The sequence below is a fragment of the Hahella sp. CR1 genome (assembly GCF_029813005.1).
Classification (GTDB): domain Bacteria; phylum Pseudomonadota; class Gammaproteobacteria; order Pseudomonadales; family Oleiphilaceae; genus Hahella.
The window spans coordinates 1,151,129-1,176,918 of record NZ_JAPELK010000001.1; the positions used below are offsets into that span (position 1 = coordinate 1,151,129).

At 56.1% G+C, this 25,790-nt stretch carries 22 protein-coding genes and 1 pseudogene; 17 read left to right on the forward strand and 6 right to left on the reverse strand.

Translation table 11 applies throughout. The features are described from left to right. Window positions 1-157 precede the first annotated feature (157 nt). Window positions 158-1,345, forward strand: coding sequence for a cell division protein ZapE (gene zapE, locus ONV78_RS05185; RefSeq protein WP_279501624.1), 1,188 nt, complete (start codon window positions 158-160; stop codon window positions 1,343-1,345). A gap of 12 nt (window positions 1,346-1,357) precedes the next feature. On the opposite strand, the gene ONV78_RS05190 is transcribed toward zapE, so the two are convergent. Further along, window positions 1,358-1,831 (reverse strand): hypothetical protein, encoded by a 474-nt coding sequence (locus ONV78_RS05190; protein ID WP_216737516.1) that lies wholly within the window; start codon window positions 1,829-1,831, stop codon window positions 1,358-1,360. A 266-nt stretch (window positions 1,832-2,097) separates the two neighbouring features. Here ONV78_RS05190 and eat point away from each other — a divergent pair, with 266 nt between their 5' ends. The 5 genes from eat (at window position 2,098) to ONV78_RS05215 (ending at window position 8,457) form a co-directional block, all read left to right on the forward strand. Then, the gene (eat, locus tag ONV78_RS05195; RefSeq protein WP_253938396.1) at window positions 2,098-3,576 is read left to right on the forward strand and encodes an ethanolamine permease; all 1,479 of its coding nucleotides are present in this window, start codon (window positions 2,098-2,100) and stop codon (window positions 3,574-3,576) included. 92 nt (window positions 3,577-3,668) lie between these two features. After that, window positions 3,669-5,048 (forward strand): glutamine synthetase, encoded by a 1,380-nt coding sequence (locus tag ONV78_RS05200; protein ID WP_127973798.1) that lies wholly within the window; start codon window positions 3,669-3,671, stop codon window positions 5,046-5,048. Window positions 5,049-5,112: 64 nt separating this feature from the next. Further along, window positions 5,113-6,501, forward strand: coding sequence for an aldehyde dehydrogenase family protein (locus ONV78_RS05205; RefSeq protein WP_279501629.1), 1,389 nt, complete (start codon window positions 5,113-5,115; stop codon window positions 6,499-6,501). Window positions 6,502-6,560: 59 nt separating this feature from the next. Beyond that, window positions 6,561-7,724, forward strand: a complete 1,164-nt coding sequence (locus ONV78_RS05210; protein ID WP_279501631.1) for an iron-containing alcohol dehydrogenase — start codon at window positions 6,561-6,563, stop codon at window positions 7,722-7,724. A 16-nt stretch (window positions 7,725-7,740) separates the two neighbouring features. Further along, on the forward strand, window positions 7,741-8,457 hold the full coding sequence (locus tag ONV78_RS05215) for a GMP synthase (protein WP_279501633.1): 717 nt from the start codon (window positions 7,741-7,743) through the stop codon (window positions 8,455-8,457). A 178-nt stretch (window positions 8,458-8,635) separates the two neighbouring features. On the opposite strand, the gene ONV78_RS05220 is transcribed toward ONV78_RS05215, so the two are convergent. Beyond that, window positions 8,636-9,595 carry a LysR family transcriptional regulator gene (locus ONV78_RS05220; protein WP_279501634.1) on the reverse strand — a complete coding sequence of 320 codons (960 nt, stop codon included), beginning with the start codon at window positions 9,593-9,595 and terminating at the stop codon, window positions 8,636-8,638. Between the two features lie 228 nt (window positions 9,596-9,823). Here ONV78_RS05220 and gmk point away from each other — a divergent pair, with 228 nt between their 5' ends. From gmk to ONV78_RS05240, 4 genes and pseudogenes are all read left to right on the forward strand, one after another. After that, window positions 9,824-10,450 (forward strand): guanylate kinase, encoded by a 627-nt coding sequence (gene gmk / locus ONV78_RS05225; RefSeq protein WP_216737510.1) that lies wholly within the window; start codon window positions 9,824-9,826, stop codon window positions 10,448-10,450. A 49-nt stretch (window positions 10,451-10,499) separates the two neighbouring features. Then, window positions 10,500-10,751: pseudogene (gene rpoZ, locus ONV78_RS05230) on the forward strand (DNA-directed RNA polymerase subunit omega). A 120-nt stretch (window positions 10,752-10,871) separates the two neighbouring features. After that, window positions 10,872-13,001, forward strand: a complete 2,130-nt coding sequence (locus tag ONV78_RS05235) for a RelA/SpoT family protein (RefSeq protein ID WP_216737509.1) — start codon at window positions 10,872-10,874, stop codon at window positions 12,999-13,001. A gap of 184 nt (window positions 13,002-13,185) precedes the next feature. Beyond that, complete coding sequence (locus tag ONV78_RS05240) at window positions 13,186-13,572, forward strand: RidA family protein (protein WP_216737508.1); 387 nt, start codon at window positions 13,186-13,188, stop codon at window positions 13,570-13,572. Between the two features lie 65 nt (window positions 13,573-13,637). On the opposite strand, the gene ONV78_RS05245 is transcribed toward ONV78_RS05240, so the two are convergent. Beyond that, window positions 13,638-14,519 (reverse strand): sugar nucleotide-binding protein, encoded by an 882-nt coding sequence (locus ONV78_RS05245; protein WP_279501642.1) that lies wholly within the window; start codon window positions 14,517-14,519, stop codon window positions 13,638-13,640. Between the two features lie 314 nt (window positions 14,520-14,833). Here ONV78_RS05245 and ONV78_RS05250 point away from each other — a divergent pair, with 314 nt between their 5' ends. The 4 genes from ONV78_RS05250 (at window position 14,834) to ONV78_RS05265 (ending at window position 19,914) form a co-directional block, all read left to right on the forward strand. Further along, complete coding sequence (locus ONV78_RS05250; protein WP_216737506.1) at window positions 14,834-15,772, forward strand: hydrogen peroxide-inducible genes activator; 939 nt, start codon at window positions 14,834-14,836, stop codon at window positions 15,770-15,772. A gap of 27 nt (window positions 15,773-15,799) precedes the next feature. Beyond that, the gene (gene recG, locus ONV78_RS05255) at window positions 15,800-17,866 is read left to right on the forward strand and encodes an ATP-dependent DNA helicase RecG (protein WP_279501644.1); all 2,067 of its coding nucleotides are present in this window, start codon (window positions 15,800-15,802) and stop codon (window positions 17,864-17,866) included. 160 nt (window positions 17,867-18,026) lie between these two features. Continuing rightward, window positions 18,027-19,433: an HDOD domain-containing protein gene (locus ONV78_RS05260; RefSeq protein ID WP_279501646.1), complete on the forward strand. Its 1,407-nt coding sequence runs from the start codon at window positions 18,027-18,029 to the stop codon at window positions 19,431-19,433. 229 nt (window positions 19,434-19,662) lie between these two features. Further along, entirely contained in the window at window positions 19,663-19,914 is a 252-nt protein-coding gene (locus ONV78_RS05265; RefSeq protein WP_011400010.1) for a hypothetical protein, read from the forward strand. A 74-nt stretch (window positions 19,915-19,988) separates the two neighbouring features. On the opposite strand, the gene ONV78_RS05270 is transcribed toward ONV78_RS05265, so the two are convergent. Next, window positions 19,989-20,444 carry a DUF2489 domain-containing protein gene (locus ONV78_RS05270; RefSeq protein WP_279501649.1) on the reverse strand — a complete coding sequence of 152 codons (456 nt, stop codon included), beginning with the start codon at window positions 20,442-20,444 and terminating at the stop codon, window positions 19,989-19,991. Between the two features lie 181 nt (window positions 20,445-20,625). Next, on the reverse strand, window positions 20,626-20,820 hold the full coding sequence (locus ONV78_RS05275) for a DUF6316 family protein (RefSeq protein ID WP_216737502.1): 195 nt from the start codon (window positions 20,818-20,820) through the stop codon (window positions 20,626-20,628). A gap of 420 nt (window positions 20,821-21,240) precedes the next feature. On the opposite strand from ONV78_RS05275, the gene egtB reads away from it, so the two are divergent. Continuing rightward, a complete protein-coding gene (gene egtB / locus ONV78_RS05280) occupies window positions 21,241-22,536 on the forward strand; it encodes an ergothioneine biosynthesis protein EgtB (protein WP_279501651.1) in 1,296 nt (431 codons plus the stop codon). Next, complete coding sequence (egtD, locus tag ONV78_RS05285; protein ID WP_279501652.1) at window positions 22,529-23,509, forward strand: L-histidine N(alpha)-methyltransferase; 981 nt, start codon at window positions 22,529-22,531, stop codon at window positions 23,507-23,509. The genes egtB and egtD overlap by 8 nt, the downstream gene beginning before the upstream one ends. A gap of 34 nt (window positions 23,510-23,543) precedes the next feature. On the opposite strand, the gene ONV78_RS05290 is transcribed toward egtD, so the two are convergent. Further along, window positions 23,544-24,335 (reverse strand): RMD1 family protein, encoded by a 792-nt coding sequence (locus ONV78_RS05290; RefSeq protein ID WP_164887397.1) that lies wholly within the window; start codon window positions 24,333-24,335, stop codon window positions 23,544-23,546. 203 nt (window positions 24,336-24,538) lie between these two features. Here ONV78_RS05290 and ONV78_RS05295 point away from each other — a divergent pair, with 203 nt between their 5' ends. Beyond that, a complete protein-coding gene (locus ONV78_RS05295; protein WP_279501653.1) occupies window positions 24,539-25,432 on the forward strand; it encodes a M23 family metallopeptidase in 894 nt (297 codons plus the stop codon). Window positions 25,433-25,790: the final 358 nt, after the last annotated feature.

Consider the following 25,790-nt stretch of genomic DNA (forward strand, 5'->3'; position numbering starts at 1 on the left):
GTTCTTACTAATCATTCCATAGGGAAATAGAAGGCATATAAAACAGGGAGTAACGCTTTGTCGTCTTGCTCCCTTTTTTATTTGATGTGTTATTAGCATTACGCATTTTACGGCTATCGTGACATTTCACGAGCCCATCCTACCGTTCACAGGCCAGATGTACACAACTCCCATAAGCCCCAAACAACGCTACGATTCTTTGCTCAACGCAGGTGAGATACAAGCTGATTCGTCGCAGGTGACGGCTTTGAATGCGTTGCAGGATTTGTATGAGCGGTTGGCTGGCGCTGGCGGTCGCCCCAGGTGGTTGGTGGGGCGGTCGGAGTATGTATCGGGGTTGTATCTGTGGGGCAAAGTAGGGCGGGGTAAGACGTTTTTGATGGATCTTTTCGTCGCCAGCCTCAATCCAGAACAGGTATTGCGTCAGCATTTTCATCATTTTATGGCGTCGGTGCATAGGCAGTTGCAGGCGTTGAGTGGAACCCCTCAGCCGTTGCGACGCATCGCCAGAGACTTCAGCCGTCGCTATTCCGTACTTTGTTTTGATGAGTTTTTCGTCTCGGATATTGGCGACGCCATGCTGCTGGGCGGGCTGTTGCAGTCGCTGTTTGAGTTCAATGTGACGCTGGTGGCGACCAGTAATACGCCGCCGGAAAGACTGTATTGGGATGGTTTGCAGCGTTCTCGCTTTCTGCCTGCTATCGCTGCGATCCAGGCGCATACGCAAACCTTGCATATGGATGGCGGACTGGATCACCGTGAACGCGCATTGCAGCCGGAAGCTATTTATTTTGTCGAGCGTAACCAGTCTGAGTTGTCTGATGTCGAGGGCGACTTGCTACAGCGTTTTGAGTTAGTGGCGGAAAGAGACAAGCCGCGTACGCTGAAGGTGCTGTCCCGCGATATCGCTTACGTGGCTCGCGCCGGGCGGAGGATTGCTTTCGATTTTGCGGCTCTTTGTGAAGGACCGCGCAGTCATCTGGATTACGTTGATCTTGCTGAACGCTTCGATCTGATTATTCTGCTTAACATTCCGCCGTTAAGCGGCGAGGCGTATGAGAGGATCAAGGCGCGGGGAACGGAAGACGGCAGCGTCGGTTCCGGCGCAACCGGGGAAAGGGCCGTGGTGTTGTCGCGAAGTGATGACGCGGCGCGGCGATTTATTGCGCTGGTGGACGAGTTGTACGAGCGCAAAGTGCGACTTTATATGACCGCCTTAGCGCCTTTGGCGGAACTCTATACTCGCGGCGCGCTGACTTTCGAATTTGAGCGGGCGCGCAGCCGACTGGTGGAAATGGGGTCGTTGGCGTATCAGCATCTGCGCGAGCCGTCGGAGCTGGCCTGACTTGATGTCGGGCTACAGGTTCCTGATGACATATTCAGGAATATCAAAGGCGTCGACTTTCGCGCCGTAGCGCTTATCCAGATCATAGGCCATGATCTCCAAAGGGGCGTTTGCATAACCGCAGGTCAGAATTTCCTTCATATAACGCTGGATAAAGTTCAACGCGCCCAGCTCACGCCACTGCACTACGTGAACCAGCTCATGAAAGTGCACTCGCAACTCGGAAACTGCTGAAGACCTTATGTAGTAAGTGTCTTTATAGGTCGTGCCGTTGACGGGCATATCGATAAATTCGCCGAATCCCATTTGGCGCAGTTCTGGAAAGTCAGGTCTGGGAATATCGTCAGTCACCACGAAATAGGCGCTGGCCAGGAACTCCGATGAGTAAAAGCCGGCGAATGCCTGGGCGAACTCCGTGCAGGCGTGGCGGCGATCGTAGTTCTTACGGTTGGTGTCGTCGATCCAGGCGTTTATCTTTTCCAGCACAATGCCTCCTTTTGGCCCCGTTTTGCTGTAAATCTTCTCCCGGCAGTTTATTTCAATTCCCCTTTCAGGGCATGCGGATAACGCGCCTGGCGCGTCATTTCAGCGCACTATAAGTTTCCCTAATACTAGCTTTTCGGCGAAAGTGATTGTATTTGCTGGGTTTTTTGGGGCCTCCTAGAATCGGTTGGTGTTTGAAGCCTGCGCGCTCATCTCTGCGGAGATAGGGCGTCGTCCTAGTAAACAACAATAAACAGGGGGATAAACCCATGGCCGAAACGTCCGCTGCCACAGCGTCTGACAACAGCATTGCGCCTTCAGTTGCTCATGTCGGAACGGTGGATTATGAGAATGTATCCAATGATTATCTGGAAAAACGTCAATTAAAAAAGGGAGCGGCGGGATGGATTCTGCTGGCCAGTCTTGGCGTCTCTTATGTTATCTCCGGTGATTTCGCCGGCTGGAACTTTGGCCTGGAGCAGGGCGGTTTCGGCGGCATGTTTATCGCCACGATTCTGATGGCCGCGATGTACACCTTCATGGTGTTCGGCCTGGCGGAACTCTCTTCCGCTATTCCCACCGCCGGCGGCGGCTACGGCTTCGCCCGTCGTGCAATGGGCCCGCTTGGGGGCTTTCTGACCGGCACCGCCATTCTGCTCGAATACGCTATCGCGCCTGCGGCCATCGCTATCTTCATTGGCGGCTATGTGGGGGAGATGTTCGGTCTGAACGGTCCATTGGTCTACGCCGCTTTCTATATCATTTTTGTCGGCATTCACCTGTGGGGCGCCGGCGAAGCGTTGAAGATCATGCTGGTCATCACCGCCATTGCCGCGGCGGCGTTGCTGGTGTTTATCCTGGGGATGCTGCCTGAATTTGAGCTGGCCAACCTGACGGATATCGCCGTTAACGAATCCGCCGTGGGCGCCAGCGCCTTCCTGCCGCAGGGCTACTTTGGGATATGGGCGGCGATTCCTTTCGCCATGTGGCTGTTCCTGGCGGTGGAAGGGGTGCCTTTAGCCGCGGAAGAAACCAAGAACCCTGCTCAGGACATGCCTAAGGGCATTATCACCGCCATGGTGATTCTGTTGATTTTTGGCGGACTGGTGTTGTTCCTGGCTCCGGGCGGCTCCAGCGCTGAGTTGATGAAAGACCACAGCGCGCCGCTAGTGGGCGCTTTGCAGCATGCATATGGCGAAAGCTCAGCGATGGCCACCTTTGTGAATCTGGTGGGCCTGGCGGGCCTGATCGCCAGCTTCTTCTCCATTATCTTCGCGTACTCCCGTCAGGTGTTCGCCTTGTCCCGCGCAGGTTACCTGCCGCGCTGGCTGTCCTTAACCGGCAATCGCAAAGTGCCGACAATGGCGCTGGTCGTGCCGGGCGTGATTGGGTTTCTGCTGTCATTGACCGGAGAGGGAGACTTGATGATCACCATGGCGGTGTTTGGCGCTACGATCTCCTACGCCATGATGATGCTGTCGCACATCATTCTGCGAGTCAAAGAGCCCAATATGCATCGTCCCTACCGCACGCCAGGGGGCATATTGACGACTGGGATCGCGCTGCTCTTGTCCGTCGCCGCGTTCATCAGCACGTTCCTGGTCAGCCAGGAGGCGGCGATGTGGTCAGCCGTGTTCTATGCGGTGATGGTGGCGTATTTCGCCTTCTATAGTCGACATCACCTGGTGGCGAAAGCCCCTGAGGAAGAGTTTGAGGCCATCGCCAAGGCCGAGGCTGAATTGAGTTAATTGGCTTAAAGGGATTGCGGGGCCGGCACGCCGGCTCCAGGATCATTATCTGCAACAGGACTGAACAAGAATCACAACAAGGCGGATTAGAAATGATAAAGACAAGAGACGTAAAAACTATCGCCGACGCCAAACGGATTGTGGAAGAGCGCAATCTGACCCATGTGAAGGTCGGGTTGTTTGATAACGATGGCGTTATGCGCGGCAAGTACATGAGTAAGGAGAAGTTCTTTTCCTCACTGGAAAGCGGCTTCGCCTTCTGTGACGTGGTGTTGGGTTGGGACTCACAAGACCAGCTTTATGAAAATGTCGGCGTTAAATATACCGGCTGGCATACAGGCTACCCGGACGCTCCGGTGAAAATTCTGCCCGAGAGCTGTCGCGATATCCCCTTTGAGCCGGGCATGTTGTTGTTTTTGTGTGATTTTGATGGGCCCGCTGCGCGTATCTGTCCGCGCAATGTGTTGTCGCGGGTACTGCGTCGTGCGGAAGACATGGGGCTGGACGCCTACGCCGCCTTTGAATATGAGTTCTTCATGTTCAACGAAACGCCGCATTCCGCCCGCGCCAAGGGATATCGTAACCTGGAGCCGATCACGCCGGGCTTCTTTGGCTATTCCATGCTGCGTAACTCCGTACACGCGGAGCTTTATCACGAGCTGTTGGATCTGTGCGAGAAAATGGACTTCCCTTTGGAAGGACTGCACACCGAAACCGGACCTGGCGTACTGGAAGCGGCATTGACGGTGGATTCGGCCTGCGCAGCGGCGGATAAGGCGGCTTTATTCAAGACCTTCACCAAAGTATGGGCGCAGCGCAAGAACATGATGGCCACGTTCATGGCCAAGTGGTCCAACGACTATCCCGGACAATCCGGGCACATCCATATGTCGTTGCGCCATAAAGAAAGCGGCAAGTCGGCCTTCTATGAAGCCGGTCAGCCCATGAACATGAGCAAGATGCAGCGTCACTTTATCGCCGGTCAGCAAAAGCTGATGCCGGAAATGCTGGCGATGATGGCGCAAACCGTGAACGCCTATTCCCGCTTGGTGCCGGGCTTCTGGGCTCCGACCGATGCGACCTGGGGCTGCGAAAACCGCACCACCGCGCTGCGGGTCATTCCCGGATCGGACAAGTCGCAGCGGGTCGAATATCGACTGGGCTCCGCCGACGCCAATCCCTATATCGCTCTGGCTGCGTCTCTTGGCTCGGGTCTTTACGGTATTGAACACGAACTGGAGCCGGAAGAAATGGTGTCCGGTAACGCCTACGATCAGGAGCATCCCAGGCAGCTGGCGTTGCCGTCCACGTTGGTGGACGCCGCGGCGGCCTTGCGTCGCTCGGAAGCGGCGCGTGAGTTATTCGGGAATGAGTTTGTTGAACATTACGCCGCCACTCGTGATTGGGAAGGCCGCGAATTCCGTCGCCATATTACGGATTGGGAGCTGGAGCGTTATTTCGAGATTATCTAGCGCGACGATCAGAATGACCTTCAGTCCCATGACTATCCTTTAAGTAAAGGTAAGAGAATCGAAGATGAGCACTATGCAGAAGACTTGGTCCCCTGTGGACGGATCTCTCTATGTTGAGCGTCCCTACGCTGATCAAGCGGCCATCGCCGCCGCTACGGCTAAAGCGGCGCAAGCCCAACGTGAGTGGAAGGGCTCCACGTTAGCTCAGCGGCGGGACATCTGTCGCAAGATGGTGGACGCCTTTGTCGCCAAGCGCGACGAGATCGCGACAGAGTTGTGTTGGCAAATGGGGCGGCCCATTCGCTACGCGGCGGGAGAGGTGGGCGGATTTGAAGAGCGCGCCCGTTTTATGATCGATGTCGCGGAAGAAGCGCTGGCGCCGATAGAGCTGGATGAGAAACCAGGCTTTCGCCGTTATATCAAACGTGAGCCCGTGGGTGTGGCCTTTGTCATTGCGCCCTGGAACTACCCTTATTTGACGGCGGTTAACGCTATTGTTCCGGCGATCCTGGCCGGCAACGCCGTGCTGCTCAAGCATTCCGCGCAAACGCCTTTGTGCGCGGAGCGCATTGGCGAAGCTTTCCGTGAAGCAGGCTTGCCTGACGGCGTATTCCAATACCTGCATTTGAATCATGCGGATACGGAAGCACTGATCGGCTCGCCGGACATTCACTACGTCGCGTTTACCGGTTCCGTCCCAGGCGGAGCCATGGTCGAGCGCGCCGCCGCAGGCCGTTTTATCGGCGTAGGTCTGGAATTGGGAGGGAAAGACCCCGCCTATGTGCGCGCGGACGCGGATATTGACCACGCGGTGGAAACCACCATTGATGGGGCGTTCTTTAACTCGGGCCAGTCCTGCTGCGGCATTGAGCGCATCTATGTGCATGAATCCGTTTACGACGCCTTTGTGGAGAAGGCCGTCGCCCTGGTCAGAAGTTATCGTTTGGGGCGCTCCGATGATCCCAACACTACCTTGGGGCCGCTGGTGCGAGCTTCTGCGGCGGAATTCGTTCGGGGACAAGTGCGCGAAGCCGTGGAGCAGGGGGCCGTCGCCCATATCAATCCCGCGGACTTTGAGATGGATAAAGAGGGAACGCCTTATCTGGCTCCACAGGTGCTGACCAATGTTGATCACAACATGCGGGTGATGACCGAAGAATCTTTCGGTCCGGTTGTCGGCATCCAGAAAGTGGTGTCCGATGAGGAAGCCGTGGCGTTGATGAACGACAGCGAATTCGGCCTTACCGCATCTATTTTTACGCGGGATCTGGATGCAGGCGTGGCGCTGGGCGAGCAGGTCGAGACCGGCACTTTCTTTATCAACCGCTGCGATTATCTGGACCCTGCGTTGGCCTGGACCGGCGTGAAGAACTCCGGGCGCGGCTGCACCTTGTCCAAGCTGGGCTATGAATCCCTGACCCGGCCCAAGTCTTTCCATATCAAGATGCTGTAACGCCAGTCATAGACAATGGCGAAACAAAAACTTTAACGAGCGTATTAAAGAGACTGTACATGAGCGCACTACAAGCCAATTGGAATTATCCGACCGCCATCCGCACCGGCGCCGGACGTATCCGGGAACTGCCGGAACTCTGTCGTAATCTCGGCATGCGGTCGCCTCTGCTGATAACCGACCCAGGTCTGAAATCCTTGCCGATGGTGCAGGACACCGTCGCTCTCTGCCGTGACGCCGGGCTGCAATGCGGGCTATTTGCGGACATTCAAGGCAATCCCACGGGGGAAAATGTGGAAGCGGGTGTCGCTGCCTATCGCGCTGGCGGCCATGATGGCGTCATCGCCTTTGGCGGCGGTTCTGCGCTGGACGCCGCCAAAGCGGTGGCGCTGATGGTTGGACAGGATCGTCCGTTATGGGATTTTGAAGATGTCGGCGACAACTGGACGCGGGTCAATGAAGCTGGCATGGCCCCAGTGGTCGCCGTGCCCACGACGGCGGGCACAGGTTCGGAAGTCGGGCGGGCCTCGGTGATCACGGACGCCGCCAAGCACGTCAAAAAGATTATCTTCCATCCGCGTATGCTGCCGGCGCTGGTGATTCTGGACCCAGAGCTGACTGTCGGCCTGCCGCCGCCGATCACCGCTGCGACGGGGATGGACGCGCTTTCCCATAATCTGGAAGCGTTGTGTTCGCCTTTTTATCACCCCCTGGCGGAAGGTATTGCGGTGGAAGGCATCCGTCTGGTGAAAGACTATCTGCCCCGCGCTGTCGCAGACGGCGCCGATATCGAAGCGCGCACGCAGATGCTGGTCGCCTCCAGCATGGGCGCAACGGCGTTCCAGAAAGGCCTTGGCGGCATGCACGCCCTGGCGCATCCGCTGGGCGCTTTGTACAACGCGCATCATGGTCTGCTCAACGCGATTCTCATGCCTTACGTGCTGAAGGCGAACCGCGAGGCGATTGAAGAGCGCATTACTCGTCTGGTGCGTTATCTGGACCTGTCGGAGCCAGGGTTCGACGGCTTCCTGAACTGGGTGCTGGCGCTGCGTGAAAGCCTGGGTATTCCACATGCTTTATCTGCGATCGGCATTAACGACAGCGACGCGGAGCGAGTCGGCGCCATGGCGGTGGAAGATCCCTCCGCCGGCGGCAACCCGGTTGCGTTCGATGCCGGCCAGTACGCCGAACTCTTCAGAAACGCAGTACATGGACGTCTTTGAAGGCAGGGAGAGGCGGATGAGAATTGGCATTTTGCAGTGTGACGACGTTATGGAGGAATTACAGCCGGAATTTGGGAATTATCCGGCGATGTTTGAAGCGGCGTTGGGAGAGCTGGCGCCGCAATGGACTTTCGTCACCTATCGGGCGATGGACGGCGAACTGCCGGACTCCGTCGACGCCTGCGACGGCTACATCACCACCGGCAGTCGCCATGGCGTGAATGACGGCGCGCAGTGGATCGAAAAGCTGGAGAGTTTTGTGCTGGCGGTCGCTACGGCGGGGAAAAAGTTTGTGGGCATCTGCTTTGGCCATCAATTATTGGCCAAAGCGCTGGGAGGCCAGGTGGAGAAGTCCAATCGCGGCTGGGGCGTGGGTATGTCCTTCAATCAGATTGGCGTGCGCAAAAACTGGATGGAGCCTTATCAGCCTTCCCTGGACCTGGTGGTCAGCCATCAGGATCAGATCACGCAGTTGCCGGAAGGCGCGGAGGTGCTGGCGAGCAGTACCTTCTGTCCCTTCTACCTGTTGCAGTACGGCTCTGATCTGATGACGGTGCAGGGGCATCCTGAATTCAGCAAGGCGTACTCCAGCGCCTTGATGGAAAAACGCACGGATCGCATTCCAGCGCCGCGCATTCGCGAAGGCAAGACGTCTCTATCGGCGCCGGTGGATGATCGTTTGATGATGCAGTGGATCATCAACTTTTTCGCAGGAGGACGGCTGACCCGTTAAGCCCTCTCTGCCCTTTATATCGGGCGCACTGTTTATACCAGGCGCACTGTTTATATCGGGCGGATTGTATCGGACATATTGTATCGGACACACGCAGAGTCGGGCTCTGCGCGTTCCCCCTCAACCCTCTTTGGCTGCGCTAGCGTCCCATGGGGCGACGCCAGACGCGGCCGTTTTTTTAATCCCCTAAAGTCAGATACTCCATCATCCAGGGGTGTTCCGTCGCCATCAACGACAGGAAATCCTGCTTCAATATAGCGATACAGTCCTGGGCGACTTCCCGGGGCAAGTCCCCCAGCTCTCCCTTGCGGGCAGTCAGAGTAATCGAGCGGAACAGCTGTTCTCCCGGCAAACGGCGGATTTGTACGTGATGCTGCTTGATGCCGCTTTGGAATAAACACAGAGGCGTGGTGATCGTCCAGCCCATGCCCGCCGACACGGCGGAGACAATGGCGTAGGAGTTATCCAACTGCAGCCTGTCTGGAGCTTCCACCCGCACCGCGCGTAAGTGCCGTTCGATGCCCCGAGCTATGAGGGAATGAGCGCCGTAACGGACAAAGTCCAACTCCGCCGCCAGTTTGTTGAGGTCATCGGCGGGGCCTTTGTAGTCGTTGGGAAGGGCCAGAATGAAGGGTTCTCGCAGGATGCGGTAACGGGACAGATCAGCGTAATCCTCTAAGGCGTCATCAGAAATAATAATATCGGTGTTGCGCGACAGCAGGGAATGGCCGTGCAGATGCGATAGCCCTGTGCTGATCGACCAGTCATGGGCGCGTTTTTTCACCGCATCCAGCAGCGACCGTCCCACCGAGGTGACGATGGAATCGGTTAACGCGATCTTTATGAGGCGCAATTGCGCGAAATCCGATTGCAGAATGGCCTGACTGGTCTGCTCCGCTTCCTGCAACAGGGCGGTGCTGCGGTCGTACAGGAAGCGCCCGGCGCTGGTCAGCTCCATGGGACGGACCGTGCGATCGAACAGCCGGGTCTGCAGCGACTCCTCCAGCTTGGACAAAGCCTGCGAGATCGAGCTTTGCGTCATTCCCAGCTGCTCAGCGGAGTGGCTCATATTCCCGGTCTTGGCGACGTGGGCGAAAATACTCAGAGCGCGGAGGTCGAAACCGAAACGTGTTGCCATAACTTCTACGAATCAGAGTTGTATACATGGGCGTTTATCGCCTGTTGCAGGATTGCACGGAGCGGCCTCTGAATGCAAAGGTCCGCTACAACCCATCACAACTCTGGTACTATTGTTGATTAACTAGAGCGTGTTGGTTAACTGGAATTCGTAGGTTAACTTGATTTGTTAACTGACCGGATTACTTAATCATTTTTCGCCAGCACCCAGAATAACGAAGGATATCTCATGGCCAGAGGTCAGTTATATATTATTTCAGCGCCCTCCGGGGCGGGTAAGACCAGTTTGGTGTCGGCTTTACTCAAAGAAGATAAACTGGCGCAAGTCTCCATCTCCCACACGACCCGTCAGGTGCGTCCGGGTGAACAGGATGGGGTGAATTACTTTTTCATCTCCCGCGAAGAGTTTCTGGCGCAGGCGCAGGCGGGAGATTTCCTGGAGCACGCAGAAGTGTTCGGCAATTTCTACGGCACGTCTCAGGTCTGGGTGGAATCGACCCTGGCGAAAGGCGTTGACGTTATCCTGGAAATTGACTGGCAGGGCGCGCAACAGGTGCGCAAGCTGCGTCCGGAAGCCAAATCCATCTTCATCCTGCCTCCGTCTCTGGAAGCCTTGCAACAGCGCCTGGAGTCTCGCGGCCAGGACAGCGCTGAAGTAATTCAGCGTCGTTTGCAGGAAGCGGCGAATGAAATTTCCCATTATCCGGAATACGACTATCTTGTATTCAACGATGACTTCGATCACGCACTGGCGGATTTGAAGTCCGTTTTCCGGGCTGAGCGACTGCGTTTATCCGTACAGCAAGTGCGCTTCGAAGCCGAACTCCGCGGGATGTTGTCATCCCAGTCGAGTTAGCCTAAACTACGCGGTCATTTTCTGAACTGGCACTGGTAAAGGGTGTGTTATGGCGCGAGTAACCGTTGAAGACTGTCTGGATCATGTAGATAACCGTTTTGAGCTAGTCATGCTGGCTTCGAAGCGCGCTCGTCAGATCAGCCAGTATGGCAAAGACCCTAAGGTCGAGTGGGAAAATGATAAGCCCACTGTCGTCGCACTGCGCGAAATCGCTGCAGGCCTCATCACATCTGAGATGCTTGAGCAAGACGAAGACTAACGTCCGGGCCCCGCAAAGGGGCCTGACTTCACCCTCTCTTGAAATTCCCCTCTTTATCTTTATATTGATTTATACAGCTGTAAAAAATCTGGGCTGATTGTCTGGTTTTTTTCATCTCCGCCATTTTTATTTTGTGTACCGCTTATGTTGTGAAGGTCCCTTGTGCCGACGATTGATGCGCTTGCTGAACGTTTAAAAACCTATTTGGATAACCACCATATCAATGTGGTGCGGCGAGCGTTTTACTACGCGGAGCAGGCGCATGAAGGGCAGTACCGGCAAAGCGGGGAGCCTTACATCACCCATCCGCTGGCGGTGGCCAATCTCCTGGCCGATTTGCAATTGGATCATCAATGTCTGGCGGCGGCCATGCTGCATGACGTCATTGAAGACACCGGGATTCCCAAAGACGCGCTCAGCGGCCAGTTTGGAGAGAGCATCGCCGAATTGGTGGATGGCGTCAGTAAGCTGACCCAGATTGAATTTAAATCCAAAGCGGAAGCCCAGGCGGAAAACTTTCAAAAGATGACTTTGGCCATGGCCAAGGACATTCGCGTTATCCTGGTGAAACTGGCGGACCGTCTGCACAACATGCGTACGCTGGGACCGCTGAAGCCGGAGAAACGTCGACGCATTGCGACGGAGACGCTGGATATCTACGCGCCGATCGCCAATCGTCTTGGCATCCACACCATGTGCGTGGAGCTTGAAGACCTCGGGTTTCAGGCCATGTTCCCGATGCGCGCCAAGTATATCCAGGAAGCGGTGCGCAAACTGCGCGGCACGCATTACGAGATCATCGAAGAGATCAAGCACAAGCTGGAAAGCAAACTGAAGGAGCGCGGTCTGTCCGTGCGCATTCAGGGCAGGGAGAAACACCTGCACAGCATTTACCAGAAGATGAAGGCCAAGCGACGTTCATTCCATGACATCATGGACGTATACGCCTTCCGAATTATTACCGACTCCGTGGACAGCTGTTACCGAACGCTCGGGGTGGTCCACGGCATGTACAAACCAGTGCCGGGCCGCTTCAAAGACTATATCGCCCTGCCCAAGGCCAACGGTTATCAATCCATTCACACCACGCTGTTCGGCTCCCACGTCAATATCGAAATCCAGATCCGCACCGAAGAAATGGACAAAGTCGCCAACAGCGGCATTGCGGCGCATTGGGTTTACAAGAGCGCCACTTCCGACCTGGCGGATAACCAGCAGATGCGGGCGCAGAAGTGGGTGAAGGATTTGATGGAGCTGCGCGAGCGGGCGGACGACTCCCTGGAATTCATCGAGCACGTCAAAATCGACCTGTTCCCGGACGAAATCTACATCTTTACGCCCAAGGGCCGCATCATGGAGCTGCCCGGCGGGGCGACTCCGGTGGACTTCGCCTATGCGATACACACGGATATCGGCAACTCCACGGTAGCCTGCCGCATTAACAAGCACTTGGCGTCACTCAGTATGCCGCTGAAGAGCGGGCAAACCGTGGAAATTATTACCGCGCCCGGCGCCAAGCCGAACCCGGCATGGCTCAACTTTGTCGTCACCGGCAAGGCGAAGAGCAACATCCGGCACTATCTGAAGCAGCAGCGTCAGAGCGAATCCCGCGAACTGGGGCGTCGCCTGCTGAAGAAAAACCTGCAGGCGTTCGGCAAACGACTCGACGACATCAGCGAGCAGCACAAAGAAAAAGTGCTCAAGCACAATCAGGCCAGCAGTTTCGACCGCCTGCTTGAGGAAATCGGACTGGGCAGCCGCATGGCGTATATCGTGGCCCGCCAACTGGTGTCTGACGGCGAGCCGACGGAAAGCCATGACATGGAATACCGCGAGGACGATAACAAGCCGTCCTTGATGGTGGAAGGCGCTGATGGACAGGTGTTGAATCTGGCGCACTGCTGTAAGCCGATTCCCGGCGATCCTATCGTCGGCGTCATCAATCGCGGCGCAGGATTGATGATTCACTCTGAAACCTGCGACAAGATCAAGAAATTCCTCCACGACCCCGAGCACTGCATCCATCTGACCTGGGCCAAGAACATCACTGATGAGTTCTCCGTGGCCTTGCGGGTCGAAGTGGAGCGCCAGCGGGGCGTCATCGCCGAAATCGCCAGCGCGGTCACCATGGCCGACGGCAATATCGAGAAAATCAATGTGGAAGAGCAAAACGCCCGTCTCAGCGTGGTGAGCCTGATCATTAAAGTTCAGGGCCGTATCCACTTGGCGCGGGTCATGCGCCGCCTGCGTCATCTGTTGGCGGTGACTTCCATTTCCAGGGTGAAACACTAAGCGGCCGGGAACGCCGCGCCAACCTTATCCATCCTGTTAACTGATCCGTTTCCTGAGTACTGTCTGACAGTATTCGCAAACCGGAGAAATCCGGTATGATGCCGTTCTTTCAACACAGTATCGGCGGTAACTATATCCAAGGCGGCGTTGTCCGCGGCGGAACGAGAATAATGAGGCAACAGATATGACTAATAAATCCGTTATCCAGACTGAAAATGCGCCCAAGGCGATCGGCACTTACTCCCAGGCGGTTAAAGCCGGTCAAACCGTATACCTGTCCGGCCAGATTCCGTTGAATCCCGAAACGATGGAACTGGTGAGCGGCGATTTCGCTGAACAGACCAAGCAAGTATTCGATAACCTGCGCGCTGTATGCCGCGCCGCCGGCGGCGATCTGGGCGATATCGTCAAGCTGAATATCTATCTGACCGACCTGAGCAACTTCGCTACCGTCAACGAAATCATGGCGACTTACTTCAAAGAGCCTTATCCCGCTCGCGCCGCGATTGGCATTTCCCAGTTGCCGAAAGGCTCTCTGGTGGAAATGGACGGCATCATGGTGACTTCCTGATCCGCTGATTTCTTCTCCCCGGTCCTGCTCCGGACCGGGAAGCTTTCCCCGCTAGCTTCTGATCTTCACTCTTTTGTATTCGCCTGACTGTTCTGGGCGATATAAGCCTCAATCATTTCCCCATAACCTTCTCGAAATGTGGGATAGCTGAAGCGAAAACCACTGGCCAGTAGCCGTTGGTTGGCGCAGCGTTTACTGCCTGCGCGGCGTTTTTGCTGGGCTGGCGCGGCTTCCTGCGCGCACTCCACGCGGGAGCAAGCTTGTTCCCGAATCCACTGCGCCACGTCGTGCATTCGCACCGGCTCGCAGTCGCTGGCCAGATAGCAGGGTTGCAGCGGCTTGGCCATAGCGAGTTCCGCTAAATGACATAACACGCCTACTGCGTCCTGTTCATGGATGCGATTGGTGTAGCCGCTCGGGCCTGAGAGGGCGATCTGCCCATCCAGCGCCTGCTGTAACAGGCGCGTGCGGCCAGCGCCATAGATACCGGAAAAGCGCACCACGGTCGTCGCGATATCGGCGTCCGCCAACAAGGCTTCCGCCTGCAGCAGTGTGGCGCCGGAGAAACTGGCAGGCTCCGTGGCGCTGTCTTCATCGACCCATTCGTCGTTTTCCTGGCCATACACGCTGGTGGAGGAAACAAACAACAATCGCTTTATTGAACCACTGCGCAGGCGGTTCAGAACGCGTTGCAGGCTTTTCACGTAAACGGCTTCATAGCCTTCCGGCGTAAAGGCGGAGGGCGTGAGACAATAAATGGCGACGTCGATATCGACGGGCAGGGCGTCCAAAGCATCCTGCTCCAGATCCAGCGCACAGTGAGTGACGCCTTCCGGTTGTTGTGGCGTGCGCGATACTGCGAGGATGTCAAAACGGTCTTGCAGACGCGCCGCCACCTGGCGATTCAGCGCTCCAAAACCGAGTAGCAGCAGGCGTGGTTGATGCATTGCGTCTATCTCCAATCAGGCTTATGCTAGCTCTTGGCTATTAAGTCGAAAAGTTCAATATGGTCAGACTATTAAGCCAAGTCTGCGAAGCGGTTTCTTAACCGGCGCGCCGGGCGTATAAATTGGCGCATTCGGAACCCTTGAAAACCAGTGATGCAGGGTAGAGTATTCCCTGGCGTTCTGAAATGTTTTTCCAGGGGAAAGCAGGAACTCCTGGTCTCAGAGACGGTCCATAAAAAGATTTGAGCCGATAAGTAGTCGTCCGGAAAGATGACTGGCGCTTAACGGATGGAAAACAACATAGTGAGAAACACATGACTCTGACTGAATTGCGTTACATTGTCACTCTGGCTGAAGAGAAGCATTTCGGCCGCGCCGCTGAGCGCTGTTTCGTCAGTCAGCCCACCTTGAGCGTGGCGGTGAAAAAGCTGGAGGATGAACTGGGGGTCACCCTGTTCGAGCGCAGCAAGAGCCATATCACTGTCACTGACACAGGTAAGCGTGTCGTAGATCAGGCGTTGCGCGTGCTGGATCAGGTCAGCGTTATCAAGGATATCGCCCAGGCGGGTAAAGACCAGTTGTCGCAACCGCTGCGCGTTGGCGCGATTTATACGATCGGGCCCTACCTGTTTCCCCACCTGATGCCTGAGTTGCACCGGGCGGCGCCGCAAATGCCGCTATATATAGAAGAGAACTACACCGCCGTATTGCGGGAGAAGCTGCGTCACTCCGAGCTGGACGCCATTATCGTGGCGCTGCCGTTCAATGAGCCGGAAGTCGTGACCCTGCCGCTGTATGACGAACCTTTTGTTGTGTTGATGCCGGAAGATCATCCGCTGTCTCAATACGACGAAATCGACAGCGAAATGCTGCCCGCACACGACCTGCTGTTGCTGGGACCGGGACACTGCTTCCGCGATCAGGTGCTGGACGCCTGCCCGGAACTGTTCAACCGTATGGGTAAAGAACCGCCCCGCAGCGACCGGCCGGCGCATATCATCACGGAAGGCAGCTCGCTGGAAACCATTCGCCACATGGTCGCTTCCGGCCTTGGCATCACTGTTCTCCCTCTATCCGCCGTGCGGGAAGACCGCTACGCCAGCGGTTTGCTGACGACGCGGCCATTCAAATCTCCAGCGCCCTATCGCACAGTAGGCCTGGCCTGGCGCGTCACCTTCCCGCGCCCGAAAGCGATCGATATGGTGGCGCTGGCGGCGGGACAGTGCAGGGTGGTTGAGAAGCGCGCCAGTTAAAGCAAGACGGAAAAGGATCGCCTTAGCGTGTCTATTGAACAGCCGTTGACCGAACTGAAAGGCGTCGGACCGGCCCTGGCGGAAAAACTGGCGAAGCTGGGCCTGCACACGGTGCAGGACCTGCTGTTTCACTTACCCCTCCGTTATGAGGATCGCACCCGTGTGACGCCGGTTGCACAGGTGCGAGTGGGCATGCCAGCGCAAGTCGAAGCGACGGTGGTGGACTCCCGGGTCGAGCTGGGACGCAAACGCAGTCTGCTGGTGCGGGTGCGCGACGATAGCGGTGAGATCGGCCTGCGTTTTTACTACTTCACTGCGCAGCAGAAGAATCGCTTCAGCCCCGGTCGCAAGTTTCTGTGTTACGGCGAGGCGCGCCTCGGCCGTAGCGGACTGGAAATGTATCATCCTGAAACCACGCAGGTGGACGAGTTAAAGCCGGCGGAAATGGAGCAGCGTCTCACGCCCATTTACCCGACGACAGAAGGTCTGCTGCAAAAACGTTTGCGCGATCTGTGCCAACAGGCGCTGACGCTGATGCGTCGTTACCCCATCAAAGACTGGCTGCCCCAGGAATTACGCAGTCATTATCAGATGCCGGAGCTGAATACGGCGCTGGATTACCTGCATCATCCGCCAGTGGGCGCCAATGTGACGGCGCTGGCGGAAAGTCGTCATCCCAACCAACAGAGACTGGTGGCGGAAGAGCTGCTGGCGCACCATCTCAGCCTCTTGCAATTGCGGCAGGAAGTACAGTCGCAACCGGCCCCGGCTTTGCAGGCTGGCCCCTTGCAGCAGCGTTTTATCGAACAACTGCCGTTTGCTCTGACTGGCGCGCAGAAACGCGTTATCGGAGAAGTGGAGCAGGATGTGCGCGCCATGGTTCCCATGTTGCGTCTGGTGCAGGGAGACGTCGGCTCTGGCAAGACCGTCGTGGCGGCGGCGTCAGCGTTGTTCGCCATTGAAGCCGGTCATCAGGCGGCGTTGATGGCGCCGACGGAAATATTGTCAGAACAGCATTTCAAGACACTGAGTCAGTGGCTGGAGCCTCTGGGCGTCAGCGTGGTGTGGCTTAACGGCAAGCTTAAGGCCAGTGAGCGGCAAAAGGTGCTGGATGCGATTTCATCCGGCGCAGCGCAATTGGCTATCGGCACCCATGCGTTGTTTCAGGACCAAGTTGAGTTCGCCCGACTTGGCCTCGCTATTATCGACGAACAACACCGCTTTGGCGTGCATCAGCGGCTATCGCTGCGGGAGAAAGGCGCCCGTTCCGGGCAGGCTCCTCATCAGCTGATCATGACGGCGACGCCGATTCCCCGCACTCTGGCGATGAGCGCCTACGCGGATCTGGACACCTCGGTGATCGACGAATTACCGCCGGGACGCACGCCCGTGGTGACAGCGGTCATACCCGATATCAAGCGGGATGATGTGGTGGAGCGCGTGCGCAAAGTGTGTCTGGAAGGGCGTCAGGCTTATTGGGTATGCACCCTGATTGAAGAGTCCGAAGTGCTGCAGTGTCAGGCTGCGGAAGCGACGGCGGCGAACTTGGCGGAAGCCCTGCCGGATTTGCGCGTAGGCCTGGTGCATGGGCGGATGAAAGCGGCGGAGAAAACCGCCGTCATGGAAGACTTCAAAAACAATCGTCTGCACTTGTTGGTGGCTACCACGGTTATCGAAGTCGGCGTGGACGTGCCCAACGCGAGCCTGATGATTATCGAAAACCCTGAGCGCCTGGGGCTGGCGCAACTGCATCAGCTACGCGGCCGGGTCGGGCGCGGCAGTCACGAAAGTTATTGTGTGCTGATGTATCACCCGCCGTTGTCTCTGGCCGGCAAGGCGCGCATGCAGGTCATGCGGGACAGCAACGACGGCTTTGTCATTGCAGAGAAGGATCTGGAGATCCGTGGCCCGGGAGAAGTGCTCGGCACCCGGCAAACCGGTTTGATTCAATTCCGCATCGCCGATCTGCAGCGGGACCGACAGTGGTTGCCGGTAGTGAAAGAAATGGCCCTGAGCGTCATCGATCAGGCGGACGTGACGGAAGCCCTCATCCGCCGCTGGATCGGCCACCGCGCGTTATACGGCAAGGTCTGAGCGGGCGCGCTTAGCAATCCCTTACCAATCATTACAAAAGATACTCTAAGCCAGCAGAACCCCCGAAACCTGCTAAGCTACAATTAAAGTAATGATGAAAAATCCCCCTGATATTAGAAGCCGGTTTATTTTATTTCTCCCATACGAGGCGATAAGAGATATGGCCGTTCCAGCAGCCGTTGCGCGTTTATTAGAGGACTACAGCACTCAAAGGAGTGACTTGGCGGAAGACGCCGCCAAGGTGCGGGAGGTAACGGGCAAAGACGCGCCGACGGAAGCGAGAGTGCGGGCGATTATGCTGCACGACGAGGCCGGCGTTCTGCAGGCGGTGATACCTGAAAGCACTATCCTTGATCTGGACCGGCTTAATGAGGGCGTTGGCCGCAACTTGCGGGCTTTGCCTTTGGCGGAACTGGATGAACTGCGCAAGCGCCTGCAATGGTATGAAGTGCCGGCGCTGCCGGATCTGACCGGCTGCGAAGCGGTGATTGACGCCCGCTTGAGCGCACTGGATGAGATTTTCCTGCCCTCCTCGGAAGAAGACAAATATCTGTGCATGAGCCGACGCCTGTTTGAGGCCGCCATGGGGACGGTCAAGAGCATGCAGATCAGCGTGCGCCTGCCTGAAATCGCCGTTAACCACAATCAGCCGGCGAAAGACATGGATCAGATCAACAAGGCGATTTCCAGCTTCACCAGTCTGCGTATTCAGCGCCGCCTGGAAGATACGCTGGAAATGCCACCGTTGCCGGAAACCGCCCAACGCATCATCAAACTGCGCGTCGATCCGGAAGCGGGCATTTCCGAACTGGCGGATATTGTGGAAACCGACCCCAGCCTGTCGGCTCAGGTGGTCAGTTGGGCCAGCTCTTCGTTTTACGCCGCTCCAGGCAAGATCCGCTCAGTGCATGACGCCATCGTGCGGGTGCTGGGGTTTGATCTGGTTATGAACCTGTCTATGGGGTTGGCGTTGGGAAGGACGTTGGAAGTGCCTGAGGAACGCGGCGACGGTTTTACTCCCTACTGGGAGCAGGCGGTATGGACCGCCACGCTGTGCGGCGCGCTCACCACGGCGATACCGAAAGAGCGTCGTCCCGAATTTGGACTGGCGTATCTGGTTGGACTGTTGCACAACTTCGGCTATCTGGTGTTGGCCCATGTGTTTCCACCGCACTTCTCGCTGATTGGCCGTTACAACGAAGCCAATCGACACGTCGACTCCGAGAACTGCGAACAGTTTCTGTTAGGCATCACCCGGGAGCAGATGGGCGGCAAGTTGATGGAAATGTGGAACATGCCGGAAGAAGTCTGCGTGGCGCTGCGTTATCAGAAAAACCCCTACTTCAACGGCGATTATGCGGTTTACAGCGCCTTGCTGTTCGTCGCCACCCAGCTGTTGCGTAAACACGGCATCGGCGAAGGTCCGGCGCAACCTGCGCCTCAGTCCATATGGGACGATCTCGGCCTGACCCGCGAGCGCGCCGAGGATGTGCTGCAGGAATTGCTCAGTATGTCCGAAGATATGAAGAGTCTGGCGGACAACCTGGCGGACGCCACACGCAGCTGATCCGTTCCAAGGATTAAGCTCCTCTTCGTGGTTACTTTATGTAAGCGGGAATTAAAAAATAATGTGACAGGTTTCACATTATTTCAAAACTGTGTCTATAGTTAAGTTGTAAGCTCTTTAAGAACCATCAACCAACCGATCCACTCGCAACGCCTGCCATATAAGGCCTGCAGACGGACATAATCATCACCGAAGGCGCTTAACAAACTTTACCGACAGGAGGGCTGTCATGGGCGCGCTTATTTTCAATCAAGCCAGCATTTATCACTTGCAGCAGTTGGAGTATCAGTTCCGCCGTCGATTCGGCGAACGTTACCGGCTTTCCGAAGAAAGTTCGCGCATGGAGCTTATAACCAAGTCATCGCAATCGTCTGACATCATCATCCAGAAATATTTCCGGAAGTTCGCACATGAACTGGAGCCGGAATTGATCAAAGAACTTGTGTCCCGAGGAGTGGTTCCTCCGAAGCTCTGGAATTGATTTTTTGTGTAAACCCCAGAGACTTTAGTCCTTTTGCCCCGTTCTGCGGGGCCTTTATTGACGGACGCCAGTCCTTAGAATGAATGCTCCAGAATCGCCTTGGAGGCATCAATAATCTGCTCCCGATATTTTTCTTCCAGGTCCCAGCGCTGCTTGTCCAGCTTGAATAGAAAGCGCTTGTCCACTTCCTTGCGGGCGCCATGTGTAGGCATGTGCTCAGTTTCTTTGTAGATCTTACTGAAGATGGCGTAGGGCTCGCGCTCATGCAGGCTGGGGTCGACGGCGTCGAGCAACACTTTGATGCGAATGCTTCCTTCAGACAATTCTACCTGATCAGACAGGATACAGCGGGCCAGCACCGTGATGCTCTCAATGGCGTGGGCGCGATTCGCTTCTGTGCGGTTTTGCTGCTCCGCCTCCAGTCGTCGGTGTTCTTGCAAAGTGCGGAGTTGGCGACGGATAAAAAATCCCAGAAACAGACAGACGGCCAAACCGACCAAAATAAGAATCCATTGTAAGTAAGCAGGCATTGGGGCATTTCCGGTAGGTATTCAATTCGCGCGGACGCCGGCCTCGCGCCGACATGATCATGGTGCAGATTATTGGCGATCCGGCGGCAAAATGATACCCGCGCCGCAATGCCCGGGCCGGGGACATGATTCTGTCACACTGGCGCGGCAGGATTGAGGGGAAAGTCGCCAGGAAGCTGGCTCAGGCGTTGGAGAACTGGTCTGCCTGAATCGTCATGCGGATATACATGGCCAGTTCGTTTTCAGCTTCGGTGATGGATTGGTATGGGCCTTCCTGGGTGTTTTCCCGGGTCATGAAATACCACCCGTCGGAAGTATGGATGAATCGCTCACTACGGAACCAGGAGCGATCAGATTCGCCTGCGCGTACTTTCATAGCCTGCTACCTCTTACTGCTTGGACTACGAGGGGATGGCCATAAGAACCTATTTTAAGCTTAGGTTGTTTTTTGATCTATTATTAGACTGATTGGCTATAAAAAAGCCTGTCAGTCAGATTTCGCGAGTATAAACGCGTGATCAGGGTCAGTAGAGGGAACGCTTTGCTTCCTTCTGGACGCATTGAAATTTAAAGGCGTCAGAGTCTGTAAGCCCGGCCCCATGGGCTTTGGCGGGTAATTCAGCCGCCGTACGGGAGAGCATTAATTGATCAGGCATTTGTGAAATTTGTCTGCTATGGTGATGTGAGAGCTCGCAGTACCCGAACTTCCGCTGTGAACCGGGCGGCGCCGGCCGTCTTCTGATCCGCCGTTCGGGCAGCCTACGTCAAACCCCATCAAGAACAAGGAATAGAACCTATGGCGGTGACGAAGGAGACTCTGGCCGAATTTTTTTCGGCCGTCAGAGGCGCCTCCCATGAGCTGATCCAGGGATTAAGCGTTGAGGACATGCTGCTGCAGTCCATGAACGACGCCAGCCCTATCAAGTGGCATCTCGCCCACACAAGCTGGTTTTTCGAAGAACTGATTCTCGCCCCGTTCATGAGCGGTTATGAGCGCATGAACGATGGCTTCCGCTATTACTTCAATTCTTATTATGAAGCGTTGGGGGAGAGGCATCCCCGGGCGCGACGAGGCATGCTGAGCCGGCCTTCTTTGGAAGAGGCGCTGGCGTACCGCGAGCATGTCGATCGCCATATCCTCGCTCTGTTGAGTAAGCCTGACCCGGACCCGCAATTACTGCAGCGAGTGGAACTGGGGTTGCATCACGAAATGCAGCATCAGGAACTCATGATCACCGATATGCTGCATGCTCTCAGCTTCAACCCCGCCTATCCCGCTTGGAAGCCGCCGCTTCCTCCTGATACAGAATCCAAGTCCGCCGCCCCTCTGGAATGGTTCGACAGCGACGGCGGTTTATTTGAAATCGGCGCGCTCAGCAAAGGCTTCAGCTACGACTGCGAAGGTCCCCGTCACAAGGTGTTTCAGGAGCCCTTTCGTCTCGCTTCCCGGCCTGTGACCAATGGCGAATGGCTGGCGTTTATGGACGCCAGCGGCTATGACGACCCACAACTTTGGCTTTCCGACGGTTGGGCGGCGCGGTTGCAGGAAGACTGGCGCGCTCCCTTGTACTGGATCAAACGTGATGGCGGCTGGCTGCGATTCACTCCTCACGGTCTGACGCCTCTCAATCCGGACGAGCCCGTGTGCCATGTGAACTATTTCGAGGCGGACGCCTACGCCCGCTGGGCTCAGGCGCGTTTACCCAGTGAAGCCGAATGGGAAATCGCCGCTCGCAGCTACCTAGCGGGCATAGCCAAAGACGGGGACTCGGGCGGCGTGGCGCCTGGTCGCTTTATGGAACAGGGGCGCTGGACCCCCTCTGTCAGCCGGCCTCAGCAGGGGCAGGCGCTGGCGGATATGTTCGGCAACGTATGGGAATGGACGCAGAGCGCCTATTCCTCTTACCCAGGCTTCAAACCGTTGGAGGGAGCCCTGGGAGAATATAACGGCAAGTTCATGTGTGGTCAGTTTGTGTTGCGCGGGGGCGCTTTTACCTCTCCGCGGCGGTTGTTGCGGGCCAGCTATCGCAATTTCTTTTATCCCCATCAACGTTGGCAGGCGACAGGAGTGAGGTTGGCGCGAGATGATTGAACCAGTCATTAAGGATCTATGTGAACACGAAGTTATTGATGAGGCGTTTTTAGCGGACGTGGTGCAGGGCCTGTCCGGCTGGCCGAAAACGCTGCCGTGTAAATACTTTTACGACCAGCGCGGTTCGGAGCTGTTCGAGCAGATATGTGACGTGGACGAGTATTATCTGACTCGCACGGAAATGGGCATGATCGATTACGTGGCCCGGGAAATGGCGCAGAGACTCCCGCATATCGGACAGATCGTGGAGTTTGGTTGTGGAAACTGCGAAAAGGTGCAGCGACTACTGGATGCGCATCCCCAGGTCGATGGATTCGTCGCCATTGATGTTTCAGAAACCTTTCTGTTGGAGAGCGTTAAAAACCTGAGCCAGCGTTATCCTGCTTTAACGGTGACGCCGGTCGTGGGCGACTTCATGGAAGCGCAACCGCTGCCGGACACTGCTGGGCCTCGCATGGGCTTCTTCCCCGGCTCCACGATCGGCAATCTGGAGGCGAAGGACGCGCGACGTTTTCTCTACCGGGTCGGGCGTACGCTGGGGGAAGGCGGGTATCTGCTGGTTGGCGTGGACACCTTGAAAGACCGCCGCATTCTGCTGCGCGCCTACGATGACGCCAGTGGCGTGACGAGAGAGTTCAATCTCAACCTGTTGCGCCGCATGCAGCAGGAGCTGGGTGCGGAGCTGACGCTGGAGCAGTTCGCCCATGAAGCCCGCTTCAATGAAACGAAGAGTCGCATAGAGATGCATTTACGCAGCCTGTGCGACCAATTTATCGCAGTGGGCGGCAAGTACTTCCATCTGTCGAAAGACGAAACCATCCATACGGAAAACTCTCACAAGTACACCGTGGAGCGGTTCCAGGATCTGGCGGCGTCGGCGGGTTGGCAGTCGCGTCGGGTATGGCTGGCGGAGGATGACATGTACAGCATGCACCTGCTGCAGTATGAAGGCGGCGTCAGAATGACGGATTGAAAAACGGGGCCAAGAGGCCCCGCGTTCGATTGAATCAGTGAGTGAAGAACAGCTCGTAGAGCGTCAGCAGTATCTCAAACACGATCAGGATGACGATATACCACTCCACCCGCAGACTGCGTTTGGCGGTAATGATGTCGAGTACGGTTTGCGAGGTGCGGGAAATGATTTCCATCTTGCGCTCAAGCGCCTTGTCCCGCTCCCGTATTTCAAACTCATCGGACAGACGCAGGTAGAAGCGCTCCAGCTCTGGAAAGTCCCACAGCAGATCCGGCTTTTCGCCCACTTCGACGCGGCCCACCATGATCTGCTGATTCAGCAGCACCTTACCGATTTGCTTAAGTAGCTCCTGCGTCTTGGCGCCGGTGCGCCCCTGAGAGTGCAGGAATTCCGCAAGGGGACTGATGCGCTCCAGGTTGCGGCTCTCCTCCAGCTCATAGAATTCCAGGATCACGGATTTCGCCATCGCGTCGGCGATGATCTGTAGCTTCTCCACAGTGGGCGCAAACACGCTGATGATGTTGTCGGCGACGGTGTCGGACGGCGTGGTGGTGATGGAGAGTTCCGACTCTTCCACCACGGGTTTATCCAGCGGGCGTTTGGTATGCAGCATAATTTCCCGCATCAGCGCCGCCTCGTCCTGAGGTTTGACGTTGAACATCACTACTACGCCGTAGCGGAAGATGGTCACGTAGGCGGCTTCCTGCTCCACCATCAACGTAAGTGGATTACGTGCGCAGGCTTTTACTTTTTCCAACTGTCGAACATCTATCTGGTCGCCGATATAAAGCGCCCGGATAAGCAATGAACTGATATCCTGAAACATCGAAGGTCCTGATTTAACAAAAAATGACGGTTCCCGAACTCCCGCTGAATAACGGGCGCGAAGCGGCGCCGTCTTCAATGAGCTTAGCACGAAAGTGAACAAGGTAGAGGACGGAAAAGCCCAGGATTGGTATATTTCCTAAGGATGTTCAGCTCAGGCTGTCATGCGTTCAGAAGCAGTTATCTACCCGGAGTCCCGCGCCTTTGAAATTCCTTCGTTACTTTTCCCTGGCGGCAGCCTGTCTGTGCGCTTTTTCCAGTGCGGCGCAGACCGTCTATAAGTATCAGGACGCCAGCGGTCGCTGGCATTTCACCGATAAGGCGCCGCAGCAGGGCAAGCATGAACAAGTGAAACTGACCTCTTCCCGCGACTCTCAGGACAAGCCTGTTATTACTTCCAAAGTAGAGGATAACGTCACGATTCTGACAGCTACGAATCCGTGGCGAGGTCCTGTGCAGTTTTTGTTGCAGGTGCGGGACAAGGGTGAGTATAAGCGGGACAGTATCCTGGTGGAGGCTGAGGCCACCCGCTATTTCAAGATTCAGGGCCAGGTGGACTACCAGTATTACTACATCCCTGGCGATCCCGAGGCCAAACCTGATTACAACGCGGTATACTCGCCGCCGTTCGCAGGGGGCGAATCCTACGTCATTTCCCAGGGCTTTAACGGTCAGTTTTCGCATACTGAAGAACCCAACACCTATGCCGTGGATATCGCCATGCCGGTCGGCAGCTATATTCACGCCGCCCGGGGCGGGGTGGTGATGGCGGTGGAGGAGAATTACAGCATTGGCAGCGCGGCATTCGCCTATTTCCTGGATAAAGCCAACTTCGTCATGATTCTGCATGACGACGGCACTACAGGCATGTATGCGCATATTTTACAGGGGAGTTTACAGGTGCGTCCCGGTGACCGGGTGGAGCGCGGTCAGGCGCTGGCGCGTTCCGGCAGCACTGGCTTTTCCACTGGGCCGCATTTGCATTTTGTCGTGCGGAGAAATGTCGGACTGGATCTGCAGTCGCTACGCTTTCACATGCAGGACTCTGCGGGAAATGACTATCCCATTAGGGAGAGGACTCGCATGGTTGGCTGGTAGAGGCCTAAGCCCTGTCGAGATAAATGACGTCCCGACATAGATACAACCTAAGAGTGGACGCCAAGCGTCCATTTTTTTTACGCGTATTTCGGGCATAGGACAAAAGGCTGTCAACAAGCTGGCTTTGTCTATGGGGCTAGGCCGTTAGGCTTACGCTGTTGTCTGGCGCAGAGGAGGGGGAGAAGACAAATTCAAGTGGAAAAGTGATTTAAAGCTGACCAATCGGCTACCTCTAGTCAGCAATTTTTACAGTTAATGGCTCATCTGCGACTTTTTTTCTCGAAATTCTCATGTGACGTAGTTCACCTTTCTTTTTTTTCTAAATAAGTTTTTGATATTTAATAAATTTTTGTTTATT